This window comes from Reinekea marina, from assembly GCF_030409715.1.
GTDB classification, from domain to species: Bacteria; Pseudomonadota; Gammaproteobacteria; order Pseudomonadales; family Natronospirillaceae; genus Reinekea; species Reinekea marina.
Genome location: NZ_JAUFQI010000001.1, coordinates 3,184,803 through 3,198,673 on the forward strand (window position 1 = coordinate 3,184,803; position 13,871 = coordinate 3,198,673).

The following is a 13,871-nucleotide window of genomic DNA, read 5'->3' on the forward strand; positions in this document are numbered from 1 at the left end:
CTGCAAAGCTTTCTTCCTTTCCACACTTCTTAGGTTTACCATCGTGGTCGAATGAACGGAAGGGCTTTTAAAATGAAACATGCTGTAATCACTGGGGGGAGCCGTCGACTGGGGCTATACCTCACTGAGCATTTTTTAAATTTAGGCTGGTTTGTAACGGTATTAAGCCGAGAAAAGAGTTCAAGTTTGGCGGCGTTAGCCTGTGATCAACTTACGATTATCGAAGTAGACTATTGCGATGAAGAAAACCTCACCGAAGCCACACGAGCGTTGCAAGACCAAACCATCGACCTTTTAGTGCACAACGCCTCCCTGTTCGATAAAGACGTACATCATCAAGCCGATTTAATGCGCTTTTTTGACCAACTTTACCAGGTACATATGCGCTTGCCTGCACTACTGAATGAATTGTGTTTTGATGCGTTGTCCCGCTCGAACAATGCCAATATTGTGCATATGACGGATATCTACGCTCAAACGCCACATCCAGAGTTTGGTTTATACAGCGCAAGTAAAGCAGGTTTAGAGAGCCTGATGAAAAGCTATGCGGCAAAATACGCGCCTAATATTCGTGTTAACAGCATTCAACCAGGGCCATTGAAATTTCTACCCAACCACAGCGACGAAGATAAGCTAGCGGTACTCAACAACAGCCTTATTCCTATTGAAGCTGGTTTTTCACCCGTTGCTCAAACAATCGACTTTATTATCAAAAACCCATTTGTAACAGGAGCAAGCCATACGGTTGATGGCGGTCGCTCTGTTAAAATGAACCGTTAGGAAACATTCATGCATAACGCAATTATAAATATTAAAAATCTGCGACTTCGCACTTATATTGGTTTTAACCCTGAAGAACTCGAAAAGCAGCAAGATGTCATCATTAATGCAGAGATACATTACCCTGCAGATTTAGCGATGATTACAGACGATCAAGAGAATGCGGTTAACTACAAAACCATAACCAAACGAATGATTGCCTTGGTGGAAGAAGGGAAATTTAAACTCTTAGAAAAGCTCACAGCCGACTTGCTAGATATAGCACGGGAACATCCAAGCATTCATTATGCAAAGGTGACGGTCGACAAACCCCATGCTCTGCGCTTTGCCGACTCGGTATCACTAACGCTTGAAACAACTACCTAACAAAGTCTCGACGCAAGTCTTTGTCAGTTTGGAAACTACCACCTAAGGCAAGTGTTTCAGTATTCGACGAGCTGTCCATTACGCCACGTGCTTTAACACAGTAGTGAACAGCTTTGATTCTAACCGCTACATCGGGCGTACCTAATAGCACCTGTAGGGCAATGAGTACTTGTTGATTTAGCCGCTCTTGCACTTGGGGCCGTTGGGCAAAAAAGCGCACAATGCGATTAATTTTAGACAACCCAATAATGCGTTCTTTCGGAATATAAGCGACATCAGCAACGCCATCAATAGTGACAAAATGGTGCTCACACGTGCTGGTTAGGTCTATTTCACTGACCCGAATCATCTCCTGAACGGCCATTTTGTTTTCAATGAGGGTGATTTTTGGGAAATGCTTGTAATCAAGCCCTGAAAAGATTTCCTGAACGTACATTTTAGCAATTCTCTTGGGCGTATCGGCCAAGCTATCATCGCTAAGGTCAAGCGCTAAAACTTTCATCACTTCGGCCAAATGCTGCTCAATTTGAGCTTGCTGCTGGCTCTGTGTCAGCGTTTGCTCGACCATAGGTGTTTCTAGGCCAGCTTTAATCAACGCTTCTTTTACGCTTGCCGCTTCAGGTGTCAGAGACATTCGGTGTTCCTATCTTGATTTATATATAACAATACGTCATTAGTGGGAAATTGTATCACGTGCTATTCGAAAAAAGACCCGATAATTCACAAGGTTATTTTGCTTTAAGTTTATAGTTGTTACTGGTGTATTCAGGCTCTATAACACCCCCACGTTCATTGATCACTAACGTTAAGGCAAAAAAGTAATTTGTCAGTAAGTTCGCATAGCGATGCAGGGTATCGGGAAGTGTTTGACCTTCTTGCTCTGCTTTCACCAGCATACGAATGGCTTTTTTAGAAACACTCCGTGCTTGATGTAATTGAATACAAGCCCCCTTACCTCTAGGTAAAACAAACACTTTTTTCTCACCCGTCAATAAAGATAAAAAGTGATGATAGCGATCTTTTAATTGGTCTATATCAGCTTCGGTTATGGCGCATTTACCTCGTATTGACCCATTTAGATCAAATATTTTAGGCTGCAATGTAAATAGATCTTCCGCGATATCTTGGCTCGCCTCATCACAGGCACAGCCGGCTAGCCCTACCAGCGTACAAAGCTCATCGGTTAGTATTTCAAAATCGCACACACTGGATTGTTCGTATATAAATGGGTAACAAAGCTCATCAATATCACCGGAGTATTTCATTTATTCGCTTACCTTAACTGAATGATGTACAGCTTGCGGACAATGTTGACGGCTTTAATTGATTGACTTTTAAGCCATTTGAGCGTCAAATGCCCCTGCTTTTTGGAATGCGGTGTAAGTCCGCAGCGGTCGCGCCACTGTAAGCGCTTTAAATAGCGTAAGCCAGAGCTAAAAAGTAAACAATTTATTTTAATCTGTACGCGCCATGCAGGAGCCTTTCGTATGCCAACTTTGTTTCGTACTCTGATTGTTATTTCTATCAGCCTATTCTCTTCCCTTGTTTTTGCAACCGACTACCCTTTAACGGTGACTGATGGCATGGGTAACACCATCACCTTACAAAAAGCACCGGAGCGCATTTCATCTAAAACGTTATTTACCGATGAAATTTTCAGTGAAATTTTAAGCCCATCTAAGTTAAGCAGTATTTCTGATATTGCAAACGATGCTAATTTCTCAAACATTGCCGACAAGCTTCCTAAAGGCGTTGCCTTAATGGGTCTGAATGTCGAACAAATTCTATCGAACTATCCAGATATTGTATTTGCCGCCAACTGGAGTGACTCGGGTGTTGTCGAGCAAATTAAGCAGGCAGGTATCACTGTTTATCTTGTGAATACGCCTTTCACTATTGAAGCCATTCAGGCCGAAATTGAAAAGATCAGCCAAATTGTCGATGCCACTGAACAAGGTGAACAATTGCTCGCAAACATGAACCAAAACATGGCGGCATTGAATACCAAAATCCAAGACATTAAAAACGCTGAATTGGTCGCTCTAGATTACAACACCTGGGGTACGTCTAGCGGAGTAGACTCTACTTGGCATGCATTGGTTACAGCCGCGGGTATTGAAAACGCTGCAGCACGTTTTGAACAAGGCAGTTATGGCCAAGTAACGATGTCGAAGGAGCTCATTCTTGAGATCAACCCTGACATTTTATTTTTACCGGGTTGGATCTATGGGGATGATAAAGGTGCAGAGCAGTTTATGAATTCAGTTAAAAATGACCCTGCATTGAAAGATGTCGCGGCCGTAAAAAATAACCGTATTTATGCCGTTCCTGAAAACCTACGCGGAACCTACAGCCAGTACATAGCCGATACCTTAGCTTACGTCGTCAATAAGGTTCATTCAGACATCGAGTAACAACGATGATTCGAGCTCACGCAGCGATTCAAAAAAGCTCAACTATTTGGCTGAGTTTACTGGCCCCGGTGGTGGTATTACTTTACCTCGCGCTGGGCTCAGTGCCATTGCCATTTATAGAAACGCTGCAGGTCATTAAACTCACATTGTTTAATCAATCTGAGCAGGCGCAAACCCTATACCCGAAAACAAATGCCATCCTCATGCACATTCGATTACCTCGGGCATTTGCCGCCATATTGGCTGGTAGTGCATTAGCTTTAGCGGGCGCCGCCATGCAAGGGTTGTTTCGAAACCCATTAGCAAGCCCAAATGTTTTAGGCATTAGCGCTGGCAGTAGCTTAGGCGCGGTCATCGCAATCACCACAGGTTTAAGCCTAGTTCACCCGTTGTTCTTACCTGGGATGTCTGTAGCCGGAGCAATGGCTACCGCTGCATTGGTGTATGTTATCTCTATCCGAATAGCGAGTACCCAGCAATTGCTTTTTATAATTCTCACCGGCTTGGCTATTTCGTCTTTGCTGTCTGGGGCAACGTCGGCACTTTTGCTTATCGCCGCACAATATGAAGTGAGCCAATATGTATTTTGGACCATGGGTGGATTAGAAGGACGCATGTGGCAACACAGTTTATGGCCAGCACCTTTTATTATTGTTATGTCGGCCTTTTTATTCAGCAAAGCTCAAGCACTGAATTTACTTTCACTGGGTGAAGAAAACGCGCATGGCATGGGTTTGAATGTACAACGCTCTCGCAAGCTGATACTCATTTTATCTTCTGTGCTCACTGCCTTGGCGATTTCTATAGCCGGCCCTGTTGGGTTTATCGGGCTAATGGTGCCCCACTTAGTTAGGCTTATTGTAGGTCCTAACCATAAAATCCTCCTCCCCATGTCGGCTTACGTAGGCGCTATGTTTATACTGCTGGCCGACTTACTCGGGCGAACCATTATGCCGCCCTACGAAATTAAAGTTGGTATTATTACGGCCGTGGTCGGTGGTGCCTATTTTATATATCTCATCATTCGCTATCAAAAATACGGGCGCTTGGCATGAACCAGCAAGCATTTTTAGAGGTTAAATCACTTCAATTTTCTAAGTCGGGTCATACCCTATTAGAAGACATTAGCTTTGCCATCCAAACGGGTGAACTCATTGGCATTATTGGTCCAAATGGTGCCGGTAAAAGTACGCTGCTAAAATGCATGATTGAGTTTTATAAAAAAGATGCCGGCCATATTCGGTTAAACGGTAAAGACACGGATTCGTTTAACCACAATCAACGCGCTCAACAGATGGCTTATTTGTCACAGTACCCTGAATCGGCGTTTCCATTCAGCGTAGAGGAAACCATCCTGCTCGGGGCGAATGCCGCTCTTGAAGCCGGTAAATTGTCTAAACTTGAAGCTCAGACCAAAGCCAAACAGTTGGCCAATAATTTGGGCATTGAAAACCTTTGGTCACGAAAACTAACCGAACTGTCCGGTGGTGAAACTCAGCTGGTGCATTTCGCTCGTATTTTATTGCAAGAAACGCCTTTGGTACTGCTAGACGAACCAACCGCGAGCTTAGATATTGGCCACGAAACCCAATTAATGAACTTACTTCGAGCGCGTTGCAATCAGGGCACTACAACCTTAGTCGCGCTTCATAATTTAAACACCGCAGCCGCCTTTTGCGATCGATTGGTTTTGTTAGATAAAGGGAAGCTGATCGCAGTGAATACTCCAGATGAAGTGATCACCGAACAAAGAATCTGCCAATTGTATGATCAACCTATTTTAGTCACGCCACATCCAATTTCTGGCACAATCACCGTGCTGCCTAAACGTATTCACAACTAAATTTCTGGTAAACCCAGTAATAGCCATTGCAACTTTGATTGTCTGCCTTACACTTTAAGTAACCTGATTTGGAGCTGTGAGCATGATTGACGACATCACCCTTGAAGAAGAACGCACCTTGTCGTCAGCGGTAGACCCAATAGCACTTACCCGTTTACTCGGTCAACAAGAGTATGCTGACGTTGCCTCATTGCTTGAATCGTTACCGCTAGAAGATCGTTCCATCACTTGGTCTGAAATAAGCCAAGAACATCATTTAGGTATATTGGTAGAGATGCGTGCAGACCCACGTGAAGCTCTTATCGATGAAATGTCGCTCATTGAACTCGATGCTTTATTTAAAGGCATGGATGCGGAAGACTTAGTTGAGTTATCCGATTCATTACCGAATCGACTCATTGATCGCGCCCTAAGCGCCATGGATGACATTCAACGTCATTATTATGAAGGCGCTCAGCAATACGAAGATTCACTGGCCGGGCATTGGCTAGGACACCACTTTTTATCTTTACCTCAAAATGCAAAAGTTAGAGATGCACTGCGCTTACTTAGGCGTGAGCTGCCCGAATATGTAGACACCTTATTTTTAACCAGTCGTACCGGCGGGTTTCGTGGCGCTGTGAAAATTGGCTCCGTCATCGGTGCACCTGACCACCTACTCTTAGCTGAAATAGCCGAAGAAGACTTTACGACAATTAATGCTAACGATGATGCCACGGAAGCAAGCCTTAAAGTTCAAAACAGCGGTTACAGTGCACTGCCGGTCGTGAACGATAATTCAACGTTACTGGGCAGACTCGATATAGGAACGGCCAGCGAGCTGGTTAATGATTATTACGAAGGTCGCCTCATGGCAACGGCCGGTTTGGACGAAGATGAAGATTTATTTTCACCGGTAAAAACCGCTGCAAAAAATCGAGCATTATGGCTAGGAATAAACTTGCTTACCGCATTTGCGGCCGCTTGGTTTATTGGTTTATTTGAGGCCACATTGCAACAGGTTGTCGCCTTAGCGGTACTTATGCCCGTAGTCGCCAGTATGGGCGGTATTGCTGGCAGCCAAACACTTACTCTAGTCATTAGAGGGTTAGCACTCGGACAAGTGAATGAAGTAAACCGATGGGCGCTTGTTAAAAAAGAGCTCCAAGTTGGCGCATTCAATGGTGTTATTTGGGCGGTGGTCGTAGGATACATTGCGGGTGCATGGTTCGACAGTTTCATGATCGGTTTTGTCATCTCGCTTGCCATACTCGTCAACATAGTGACCGCTGCGCTTTCAGGAGCGCTCATTCCAATAGCCCTTAAAAAACTTAAACTAGATCCCGCTTTATCGGGTTCGGTTGTTCTAACCACGGTGACAGATATTGTGGGGTTTGTGGCGTTTTTAGGGTTGGGGGCGTTGTTGTTGACTTAGGGCGGTTTTGAAAACAATTCAGCGTTTTTTAGTAGGAGCCTGCGGAACGCAGTGGAGAGGCGATCTTTTTTTTGAGCTGCAAGTTTTGAGCTGCTAGCTGCAAGAAAATTCAACATATTCACCGTACCCTATTTGTAGGAGGCTTCGGAACGCAGTGGAGAGGCGATCTTTCTTTTGAGCTGCGAGTTTTGAGCTGCAAGCTGCTAGTAAATTCAAAATATGTACCGCACCATAAATACTCATTCCTTATTGCGATAAAAAGCGGCCTCTAGTAAATTAGCTCGCCCTTCCATACCCGAAATAAGCAATTGCACATGAAACGAATAAACGTCATCGGTACCACTGGCAGTGGTAAATCTACTTTTTCGAAACGATTATCTGAAAAGCTTGGTGCGCCCTACTTACAAATGGATGAGATTTTTTGGAAACCCAACTGGCAAGAACCTAGCGATGAAGAATTTTTTGCCAACCTCAATAAAGCGACCGACCAACCAATGTGGGTTCTAGATGGGAATTTCACTCGGACCAACCACATTAAATGGCCAAAGGTTGATACCGTCATTTGGATAGATCTGCCTTTTTTTACTTCTTTTAGCCAGTTGCTTAAAAGAACCATACTACGCTCTGTATCAAAAAAAGAACTTTGGCCGGGAACAGGAAATAGAGAAAGCATTAAGAAATCATTCTTTTCAACGGACTCGATTTTAGTTTGGTTTTTAAAGACCTATTGGAAGAATAAAAAGCGATATACGAAACTGGAGCAAATAGGTAAAGAGCAAAATTTTGAATTTATCAGGCTGGGGAGTCGTAAGGAGATTGAGCAGTTTTTACGAGAGGTAAAATAAGTTAGTTTCGGGTTGCGAGTATATTCAACATCATTGCGGTTTCGTATATGTAGGAGGTTTCGGAACGTAGTGGAGAGGTGATTTTTTTTTAAATGTAAGTTTTGAGCTGCAAGCTGCTAGTAAATTCAAAACATTCAACGCACCATATTTGTAGGAGCCTTCGGAACGCAGTGAAGAGGCGACCTTTTTTGAGCGGCAAGTTTTGAGCTGCAAGCTGCTAGTAAATTCAAAGCATTCAACGCACCATATTTGTAGGAGCCTTCGGAACGCAGTGAAGAGGCGACCTTTTTTCCTGCAAAAAAACAAACCCTTCGCGTCTTCGCTTTGCTTCAAACGCTCCTACATTTTAGTGTGGTGATCACGCTAGCTTTGGTGGCAGGTTTCACTGTAGCGGGCATCTGAGCCATGGATGGCGAAGTTTAGCGGCGCAGGATGCGCGAACAGCGACCCGCGAAAGTGGAATTTGCAACCAAGGCGGGTATTGGCTTGCGGGTATAAATAAAACCCTTCGCGTCTTCGCTTTGCTTCGAACGCTCCAACATTTTAGTGTGGTGCTCACGCTAGCTTTGGTGGCAGGCATCACTGTAGCGGGCATCTGAGCCATGGATGGCGAAGTTTAGCGGCGCAGGATGCGCGAACAGCGACCCGCGGAAGTGGAGCCTGCAACCAAGGCGGGTATTGGGCTGAGGGCTGAGGACTGAGGACTGAAGGTTAAGAGTCTCCCTCTAAACCTATATTTTAACTACTCTGTTTCGGCCTTTTTCTTTGGCTTTGTATAGGGCTTTATCGGCTTGCTTTATCACTTCTTTTGAATCGGATAAATCCGCCGATTTTTCTGCGACGCCTATGCTGATGGTAACGTTAACACCGTTTGCCTGCTTCGCGCCTCTTCGCTGCTTACCTTGTTTATCGTCGTCGGGGCGGTCAGAATCTCTTAGGCTTAGGGTATAATTCGCAATAGATTCCCGCACTAACTCTAGGTGCGGAAGCGCATAATTCGCATCTTTACTGGGAAATAAGATGGTGAACTCTTCGCCACCATAACGAAATGCTTTACCGCCGCCGGTGACTTCGTTAATTTTACGCGCCACCATTTTTAAAACCTGGTCACCCACATCATGGCCATAGGTGTCGTTAAATTTTTTAAAGTGATCCACATCTAGCATAGCCAAAGTATAGTGACGGCCCAAGCTGGTCATCTGCTTCTCTAATGCCTTGCGCCCTGGAATGTTAGTTAACTCATCAACGTAGGCTAATTCAAATAGCTCTTGAACCATAATAACTAACAACAAAAACGATAAAATAGAAAAACAAAAGGCCGATATTAATGGCTCAGCAAAAAACAAAAATAACACAAATATGACCAACAGCGCGTACACCCAAAAGCCTCGTAGCAATGTAGGTAGCAACCAATAAAAAGCACCTAAAAAAGCAATACTCGGCACGTAACTGCTTAGTGCAGCTAAGCTAAGCCAGCTATCTGCATAAATGCGGCGGTAAAATATTTCAGGAATGGCCGCCACTACATTGTGTTCATTTAACAAAGGAATGGAAAGCGCTAAAAGCATAGGTAACACACACAGCAGTAATACACATTTACCCGACAACGTTTGCGGTGACTTTTCACCAAAAACAGCGATCACAACCAGTAACACGGGCAATAACAAATTAAGCATAAGGTAGCGGATAAACGTCAGTTCAAGTGCCATTGCCGTTTGCAAATAGGTTTGCACTACCCAATACGCCGCTAACAATAAAACGGCGGTATACATCATCGCGTAATGCATTAAAAACAAAGCCACCGCCGCAATCAGCGGAAGCGCTACATAAGGTGCCCACAACAAAACGACGGAGAAATCATTAATCAAAGACGGTGCACGTACAAAACTCGCAAAACCGATCATTAATACAGCGAATGGAAATGTTAAACGGGTAAGAAAAACAGGCACTGACCACCCTCTTTTATAGTTCCACTTAGCTTAGCGGAAATTTTAAGGGTTTTCATTGTTTCTCAAGACCAACATGATAATGTTAATGAAAAATAACCGCGGAGCAAAAGATGTATTTCGGGAGTGATAATCAAACTGGCGCCTCGCCACAAGTACTCAACGCCATTATCGAAGCCAACAACGCCGTCACTGATGCCTATGGTGAAGATCAATGGACACAACAAGCCTGCGCCAAAATCTCGGAGATTTTTGAGTGCGATGCTGATGTTTTTTTAGTCAATACTGGCACCGCCGCCAACTCCTTGGCGCTAGCTTGCATGGTTGATCCATGGAGCTCAATAATTTGTCACGGCCAAGCTCACATAATTAACGATGAGCTAACCGCACCCGAATTCTTCACTCACGGCGCAAGGTTGATTGGCTTAGATACCCAAGAAGCACAACTCAGTGCGCAAAGTTTATCGAGCTATTTATCTCAAGGGGCCGCACACCCTCCTCACAATGCAGAGCCAAAAGCATTAAGCATTACCCAAGCTTCAGAATCGGGCATGGTGTATTCAGTTGAGCAAGTCACTGAGCTTGCAAAAGTAGCTCACCAGCATGGGTTAACTGTGCATATGGATGGCGCGCGATTCACCAATGCTTTAGTCAACCAAAAATGCACACCCGCAGAATTAACCTGGAAAGCAGGCGTCGATGTTTTGTGTTTAGGGGCCACCAAAAATGGCGCATTGGCCGCCGAAGCCGTTGTATTTTTCAATAAAGATTTAGCCAAAAGTTTTGTGGCTCGGCGAAAACGTTCTGGCCATTTATTATCAAAAGGTCGGTTGTACGGCGCACAAATTTGCGGCTGGCTAGAAAACGATCACTGGATTGAGCTGGCGGCCCACGCGAATCAACAGGCCAGTAAATTAGCAGCCGGTATTGAAGCGGCGCAAAGCACTCGCTTAGTATGGCCGACCATGGCCAACGAAGTGTTCGCCATTTTACCCAACCAAACCATTGAAAAGCTGCGCACAGCAGGCGCCGTATTGTATGAATGGATACCTGGCTTTTTACCGAGAGACTTAGCCATTGAAAAAGATGAATCGGTCGTTCGGTTAGTGTGCTCGTTCCGTACGCAAGATGAAGAAGTAGCCCAGTTTATAGAACACCTAAGCTAGGCCGTTATTCTTGTTGAGATTGTAGGTGGAGTAATTCACCTACTCTTTTAACGGCCTCTATTCGCTCTGGTGTCCACGGCGATGCAAAGGTAATTCGAAAACAGTGATTGCTGTCGCCAGTACTCGAAAATAACTCTCCTGGAGCAATTCTGATGCCTTGCTCTCTTAAAATATGATAAAGCGCCGTAGTATCAATATGCCGAGCACATTCTACCCACAACGATAACCCGCCCTGAGGATTTGACAGCCGAGTGCCCTCCGGGAAAAACTCACCAATTAGCTCGCGTAATTGAGCGCAGCGTTGTCGGTATTTTTCACGCGCGTAACGTAAGTGCCGATCATACATACCTTGCGCCATAATATCGGCAGCGACCAATTGCGGTAATATCGGCATAGAGACCGTATTCACGTATTTAGTATGCAACACCTTGTCGAACAACTGACCGGGCATGACCCAACCAATACGTAATTGTGGATGAATCGTTTTAGACACCGAAGAACAGTAGATTACTCGCCCCTCACTATCGAACGATTTAATCGCCTTACCGCGACCACCATCAAATGCTAAATCACCGTAAATATCATCTTCAATTAAAAAGGTTTGATGTTTGTTAATCAGCGAAACTATTTCCGCTTTTTTGTCATCAGGAATGGTGCAGCCTAAAGGGTTCGAAAAAGCACTGACCAGCAACACCGCTTTAATTTCCCATTGCTCTAATGCCAACGCTAAGGCATCGGTACTCATACCTGTGTCGGGGTGGGTAGGAATCTCAATCGCCTTAAGCCCAAAACTCTCAACAATTTGTATCAAGCCATAATAGCAAGTCGATTCCATTGCGATCACATCACCAGGTTTGGTTAATACACTCAAGCTCATGGCGACCGCGTTTTGGCAGCCTGTCGAAGTTATGACCGCCTCTGGTGACACAAAGATGCCCGCATCGACAGCTCTGCGCGCTATCTGCTGGCGAAGACTCGCTTCACCGATGGGTGAGTCATAACCCGATAGCAACGAGTTAGACGTACGGGATAAACGGGTAAAGGTTTTTTGGACAACCGAACAGATTGGCATGGTTAAATCGGGTAAGGCGGTGCACAAGTTTACGGCATTTATAGAAGCGCTTTCATGTTGCACCTCCATCACCAATTCCGATGAAGCCGCTGGGCGAGGGGTCGATAAATCCTCAGGCGTTGTTGGACGGTTTAAAGATTCCGCCGCACTACGCTTAACGTAATACCCCGATTTTAATCTAACTTCAACCCAACCTTGTTCTTCTAACATGGCATAAGCTGAGTTTACGGTCGCAATAGATACGTGCGCTTGTTTTGCCATACCGCGTACTGAAGGCAGCTTATCACCCGTGAGATATCGCCCTTGTTTTATTTGCTCGATCAGCGATAAAGACAACTGTTCGTATAAACGGTTTTGAGTAGACACATCACAGTTCCTTCAATTAAAGCCCATAACAGAACACTAACACACCCATCTGTACCTGCAAATTAATATTTCTTCTGAATCTGTACCCATAACAGGTATTTTATATAATGTTGTTTCAATTGATGAAGGAGGTACACTGCCATGAAGACTCAGACAAACACAAAGCTTGTCACTCAATTCAGAAAAATTTTAATACAGTGGCGAACTCGTAAAATCTTACGCCAGCTTGATACCCTACGCTTAAAAGACATTGGGGTGTCATCTTGGGATCTAACACATAAAGGCAAACTAAAAAACAAAGGCACAGTATGAGCGGTTGGTTAAGTTTACTAATTTTTGCCATGGTATCGACGGTAACGCCTGGGCCTAACAACATCATGATTATGGCATCGGGGCTTAACTATGGCATTCGCCGTTCGTTGCCACATTGGTTTGGAATCTTTTTAGGATTTCCGTTAATGGCGCTGGGGGTCGGCTTAGGGTTAGGTCAGGCTTTTGAATTGTGGCCTTGGCTACACTCTGTCATAAAAGTATTAGGAATAAGCTACCTATTATATTTGGCCTACAAAATAGCCATCACCAACACTCAGGCTGAAGATAGTGCTTCCTCTAATCCATTAACTTTTATGCAAGCGGTGTTGTTTCAATGGGTTAACCCTAAGGCTTGGGTGATGTGTATAGGGGCTATCGCCACCTTTACCACTTTCGATATTAGTATGATGCAACAGGCCTTACTTATCGCTTTTGCATTTGTACTAGTCGGTGCACCTTGTACAGGAATTTGGCTATTTGCTGGCCATTACTTACAGCGCTTTCTGAATCAGCCAAATTATCAACGCATGTTTAACTATGCAATGGCGACTTTATTGGTAGCCTCACTGCTGCCGATGGTTCCATTCGATGCATTCATCTAGGGTTACGCCTTTACCACCAAAAATATCTAAAGCACTACCGATGGTTAAATCGACTTTACCTCTAGATAATTCATGGACGCGAAGTAAATCGGCTAGCGATCGGGCACCACCGGCATAGGTAACCGGAATAGTTGTATGCTGGCCAAGCAACCTGACCAGCTCTTCATCTATACCACCTTGTAAGCCTTCTACATCGGCGGCATGAACTAAAAACTCAGCACAATGTTTTGATAACTCAACCAGTGTATCGCTATTCACGGCTAATGAAGTAATGGTTTGCCATCGATTAGTAGCAATGTGCCAGCCAGATTCTGTTTTACGGCAACTTAAATCGAGCACTAATTTATCTGCACCCACTTCTGCTTTTATGGCCTCTAATTTAGAGAAGCTAAATTCGCCGCCTTCAAACAAGGCCGAGGTCACTATTACATGGCTCGCACCCGCTTCAATATAATGACTGGCATTCTCTACAGTAACACCCCCGCCAAACTGCAAACCTTGTGGCCAAACGGCCAGCGCTTTTTTCGCCTGCTCGTCATTGCCCTGGCCTAACGCAATTACATGCCCACCGGTCAAAAGATGCTCTTTATACAAACCCGCGTAGTAAGCGGCATCGTATTGGCTAATAAAATTAGTTTGTGCACCTTCATCGTTAAGGCTCCCGCCTACAATCTGCTTTACTTGGCCTTGATGTAAATCGATACAGGGGCGAAAAATAGTCAAGCGAGACTCCTTAAAAAATATA

General features: G+C 44.6%; 18 protein-coding genes and 1 riboswitch. Of the genes, 10 read left to right on the forward strand and 8 right to left on the reverse strand.

Annotated elements, in window-relative coordinates; genetic code table 11:
• Positions 1-51 precede the first annotated feature (51 nt).
• Positions 52-780: an SDR family NAD(P)-dependent oxidoreductase gene (locus QWZ13_RS17470; protein ID WP_290282909.1), complete on the forward strand. Its 729-nt coding sequence runs from the start codon at positions 52-54 to the stop codon at positions 778-780.
• 9 nt (positions 781-789) lie between these two features.
• Positions 790-1,146, forward strand: a complete 357-nt coding sequence (gene folX / locus QWZ13_RS17475; protein ID WP_290282910.1) for a dihydroneopterin triphosphate 2'-epimerase — start codon at positions 790-792, stop codon at positions 1,144-1,146.
• On the opposite strand, the gene folE is transcribed toward folX, so the two are convergent.
• Both folE and QWZ13_RS17485 read right to left on the reverse strand, forming a co-directional pair.
• Positions 1,139-1,780, reverse strand: a complete 642-nt coding sequence (folE, locus tag QWZ13_RS17480; protein WP_290282911.1) for a GTP cyclohydrolase I FolE — start codon at positions 1,778-1,780, stop codon at positions 1,139-1,141. The genes folX and folE overlap by 8 nt on opposite strands.
• Positions 1,781-1,874: 94 nt before the next feature.
• Positions 1,875-2,411, reverse strand: coding sequence for a cobalamin adenosyltransferase family protein (locus QWZ13_RS17485; protein WP_290282912.1), 537 nt, complete (start codon positions 2,409-2,411; stop codon positions 1,875-1,877).
• A gap of 54 nt (positions 2,412-2,465) precedes the next feature.
• A riboswitch (cobalamin riboswitch) is annotated at positions 2,466-2,598 on the forward strand.
• A 35-nt stretch (positions 2,599-2,633) separates the two neighbouring features.
• On the opposite strand from QWZ13_RS17485, the gene QWZ13_RS17490 reads away from it, so the two are divergent.
• The 4 genes from QWZ13_RS17490 to QWZ13_RS17505 all read left to right on the forward strand — a co-directional run bounded on the left by QWZ13_RS17490 (position 2,634) and on the right by QWZ13_RS17505 (position 6,817).
• Complete coding sequence (locus QWZ13_RS17490; protein WP_290282913.1) at positions 2,634-3,560, forward strand: ABC transporter substrate-binding protein; 927 nt, start codon at positions 2,634-2,636, stop codon at positions 3,558-3,560.
• 5 nt (positions 3,561-3,565) lie between these two features.
• Complete coding sequence (locus QWZ13_RS17495) at positions 3,566-4,615, forward strand: FecCD family ABC transporter permease (protein WP_290282914.1); 1,050 nt, start codon at positions 3,566-3,568, stop codon at positions 4,613-4,615.
• The gene (locus tag QWZ13_RS17500; protein ID WP_290282915.1) at positions 4,612-5,403 is read left to right on the forward strand and encodes an ABC transporter ATP-binding protein; all 792 of its coding nucleotides are present in this window, start codon (positions 4,612-4,614) and stop codon (positions 5,401-5,403) included. Before QWZ13_RS17495 ends, QWZ13_RS17500 begins: the two co-directional genes overlap by 4 nt.
• 82 nt (positions 5,404-5,485) lie before the next feature.
• On the forward strand, positions 5,486-6,817 hold the full coding sequence (locus QWZ13_RS17505) for a magnesium transporter (protein ID WP_290282916.1): 1,332 nt from the start codon (positions 5,486-5,488) through the stop codon (positions 6,815-6,817).
• A gap of 93 nt (positions 6,818-6,910) precedes the next feature.
• On the opposite strand, the gene QWZ13_RS17510 is transcribed toward QWZ13_RS17505, so the two are convergent.
• A complete protein-coding gene (locus QWZ13_RS17510; RefSeq protein WP_290282917.1) occupies positions 6,911-7,060 on the reverse strand; it encodes a hypothetical protein in 150 nt (49 codons plus the stop codon).
• 71 nt (positions 7,061-7,131) lie between these two features.
• Between QWZ13_RS17510 and QWZ13_RS17515 the strand changes: the two genes are divergently transcribed.
• Positions 7,132-7,662, forward strand: coding sequence for a P-loop NTPase family protein (locus QWZ13_RS17515; RefSeq protein ID WP_290282918.1), 531 nt, complete (start codon positions 7,132-7,134; stop codon positions 7,660-7,662).
• Between the two features lie 30 nt (positions 7,663-7,692).
• Here QWZ13_RS17515 and QWZ13_RS17520 read toward each other — a convergent pair whose 3' ends face one another.
• The 3 genes from QWZ13_RS17520 to QWZ13_RS17530 form a co-directional block, all read right to left on the reverse strand.
• Positions 7,693-7,968, reverse strand: a complete 276-nt coding sequence (locus tag QWZ13_RS17520) for a hypothetical protein (protein WP_290282919.1) — start codon at positions 7,966-7,968, stop codon at positions 7,693-7,695.
• 76 nt (positions 7,969-8,044) lie between these two features.
• A complete protein-coding gene (locus tag QWZ13_RS17525; RefSeq protein ID WP_290282920.1) occupies positions 8,045-8,266 on the reverse strand; it encodes a hypothetical protein in 222 nt (73 codons plus the stop codon).
• A gap of 127 nt (positions 8,267-8,393) precedes the next feature.
• Positions 8,394-9,611 (reverse strand): GGDEF domain-containing protein, encoded by a 1,218-nt coding sequence (locus QWZ13_RS17530; protein ID WP_290282921.1) that lies wholly within the window; start codon positions 9,609-9,611, stop codon positions 8,394-8,396.
• Positions 9,612-9,721: 110 nt separating this feature from the next.
• Between QWZ13_RS17530 and QWZ13_RS17535 the strand changes: the two genes are divergently transcribed.
• Positions 9,722-10,774: a threonine aldolase family protein gene (locus tag QWZ13_RS17535; RefSeq protein WP_290282922.1), complete on the forward strand. Its 1,053-nt coding sequence runs from the start codon at positions 9,722-9,724 to the stop codon at positions 10,772-10,774.
• A 4-nt stretch (positions 10,775-10,778) separates the two neighbouring features.
• On the opposite strand, the gene QWZ13_RS17540 is transcribed toward QWZ13_RS17535, so the two are convergent.
• Entirely contained in the window at positions 10,779-12,212 is a 1,434-nt protein-coding gene (locus tag QWZ13_RS17540) for an aminotransferase-like domain-containing protein (RefSeq protein ID WP_290282923.1), read from the reverse strand.
• Between the two features lie 141 nt (positions 12,213-12,353).
• Between QWZ13_RS17540 and QWZ13_RS17545 the strand changes: the two genes are divergently transcribed.
• Positions 12,354-12,524: a DUF1127 domain-containing protein gene (locus tag QWZ13_RS17545; RefSeq protein ID WP_290282924.1), complete on the forward strand. Its 171-nt coding sequence runs from the start codon at positions 12,354-12,356 to the stop codon at positions 12,522-12,524.
• Entirely contained in the window at positions 12,521-13,126 is a 606-nt protein-coding gene (locus tag QWZ13_RS17550) for a LysE family translocator (protein WP_290282925.1), read from the forward strand. Before QWZ13_RS17545 ends, QWZ13_RS17550 begins: the two co-directional genes overlap by 4 nt.
• Here QWZ13_RS17550 and hisA read toward each other — a convergent pair.
• The gene (gene hisA / locus QWZ13_RS17555; RefSeq protein WP_290282926.1) at positions 13,088-13,849 is read right to left on the reverse strand and encodes a phosphoribosylformimino-5-aminoimidazole carboxamide ribotide isomerase; all 762 of its coding nucleotides are present in this window, start codon (positions 13,847-13,849) and stop codon (positions 13,088-13,090) included. The two genes, QWZ13_RS17550 and hisA, sit on opposite strands and share 39 nt — an antisense overlap.
• Positions 13,850-13,871: the final 22 nt, after the last annotated feature.

Excerpts from the sequence above, each read along its gene's own strand:
- QWZ13_RS17470 (WP_290282909.1), top strand. The coding sequence starts at position 52 with ATGAACGGAAGGGCTTTTAAAATGAAACATGCTGTAATCACTGGGGGG.
- folX (WP_290282910.1), top strand. The coding sequence starts at position 790 with ATGCATAACGCAATTATAAATATTAAAAATCTGCGACTTCGCACTTAT.
- folE (WP_290282911.1), bottom strand. The coding sequence starts at position 1,780 with ATGTCTCTGACACCTGAAGCGGCAAGCGTAAAAGAAGCGTTGATTAAA.
- QWZ13_RS17485 (WP_290282912.1), bottom strand. The coding sequence starts at position 2,411 with ATGAAATACTCCGGTGATATTGATGAGCTTTGTTACCCATTTATATAC.
- QWZ13_RS17490 (WP_290282913.1), top strand. The coding sequence starts at position 2,634 with ATGCCAACTTTGTTTCGTACTCTGATTGTTATTTCTATCAGCCTATTC.
- QWZ13_RS17495 (WP_290282914.1), top strand. The coding sequence starts at position 3,566 with ATGATTCGAGCTCACGCAGCGATTCAAAAAAGCTCAACTATTTGGCTG.
- QWZ13_RS17500 (WP_290282915.1), top strand. The coding sequence starts at position 4,612 with ATGAACCAGCAAGCATTTTTAGAGGTTAAATCACTTCAATTTTCTAAG.
- QWZ13_RS17505 (WP_290282916.1), top strand. The coding sequence starts at position 5,486 with ATGATTGACGACATCACCCTTGAAGAAGAACGCACCTTGTCGTCAGCG.
- QWZ13_RS17510 (WP_290282917.1), bottom strand. The coding sequence starts at position 7,060 with ATGAGTATTTATGGTGCGGTACATATTTTGAATTTACTAGCAGCTTGC.
- QWZ13_RS17515 (WP_290282918.1), top strand. The coding sequence starts at position 7,132 with ATGAAACGAATAAACGTCATCGGTACCACTGGCAGTGGTAAATCTACT.
- QWZ13_RS17525 (WP_290282920.1), bottom strand. The coding sequence starts at position 8,266 with ATGGCTCAGATGCCCGCTACAGTGATGCCTGCCACCAAAGCTAGCGTG.
- QWZ13_RS17535 (WP_290282922.1), top strand. The coding sequence starts at position 9,722 with ATGTATTTCGGGAGTGATAATCAAACTGGCGCCTCGCCACAAGTACTC.
- QWZ13_RS17545 (WP_290282924.1), top strand. The coding sequence starts at position 12,354 with ATGAAGACTCAGACAAACACAAAGCTTGTCACTCAATTCAGAAAAATT.
- QWZ13_RS17550 (WP_290282925.1), top strand. The coding sequence starts at position 12,521 with ATGAGCGGTTGGTTAAGTTTACTAATTTTTGCCATGGTATCGACGGTA.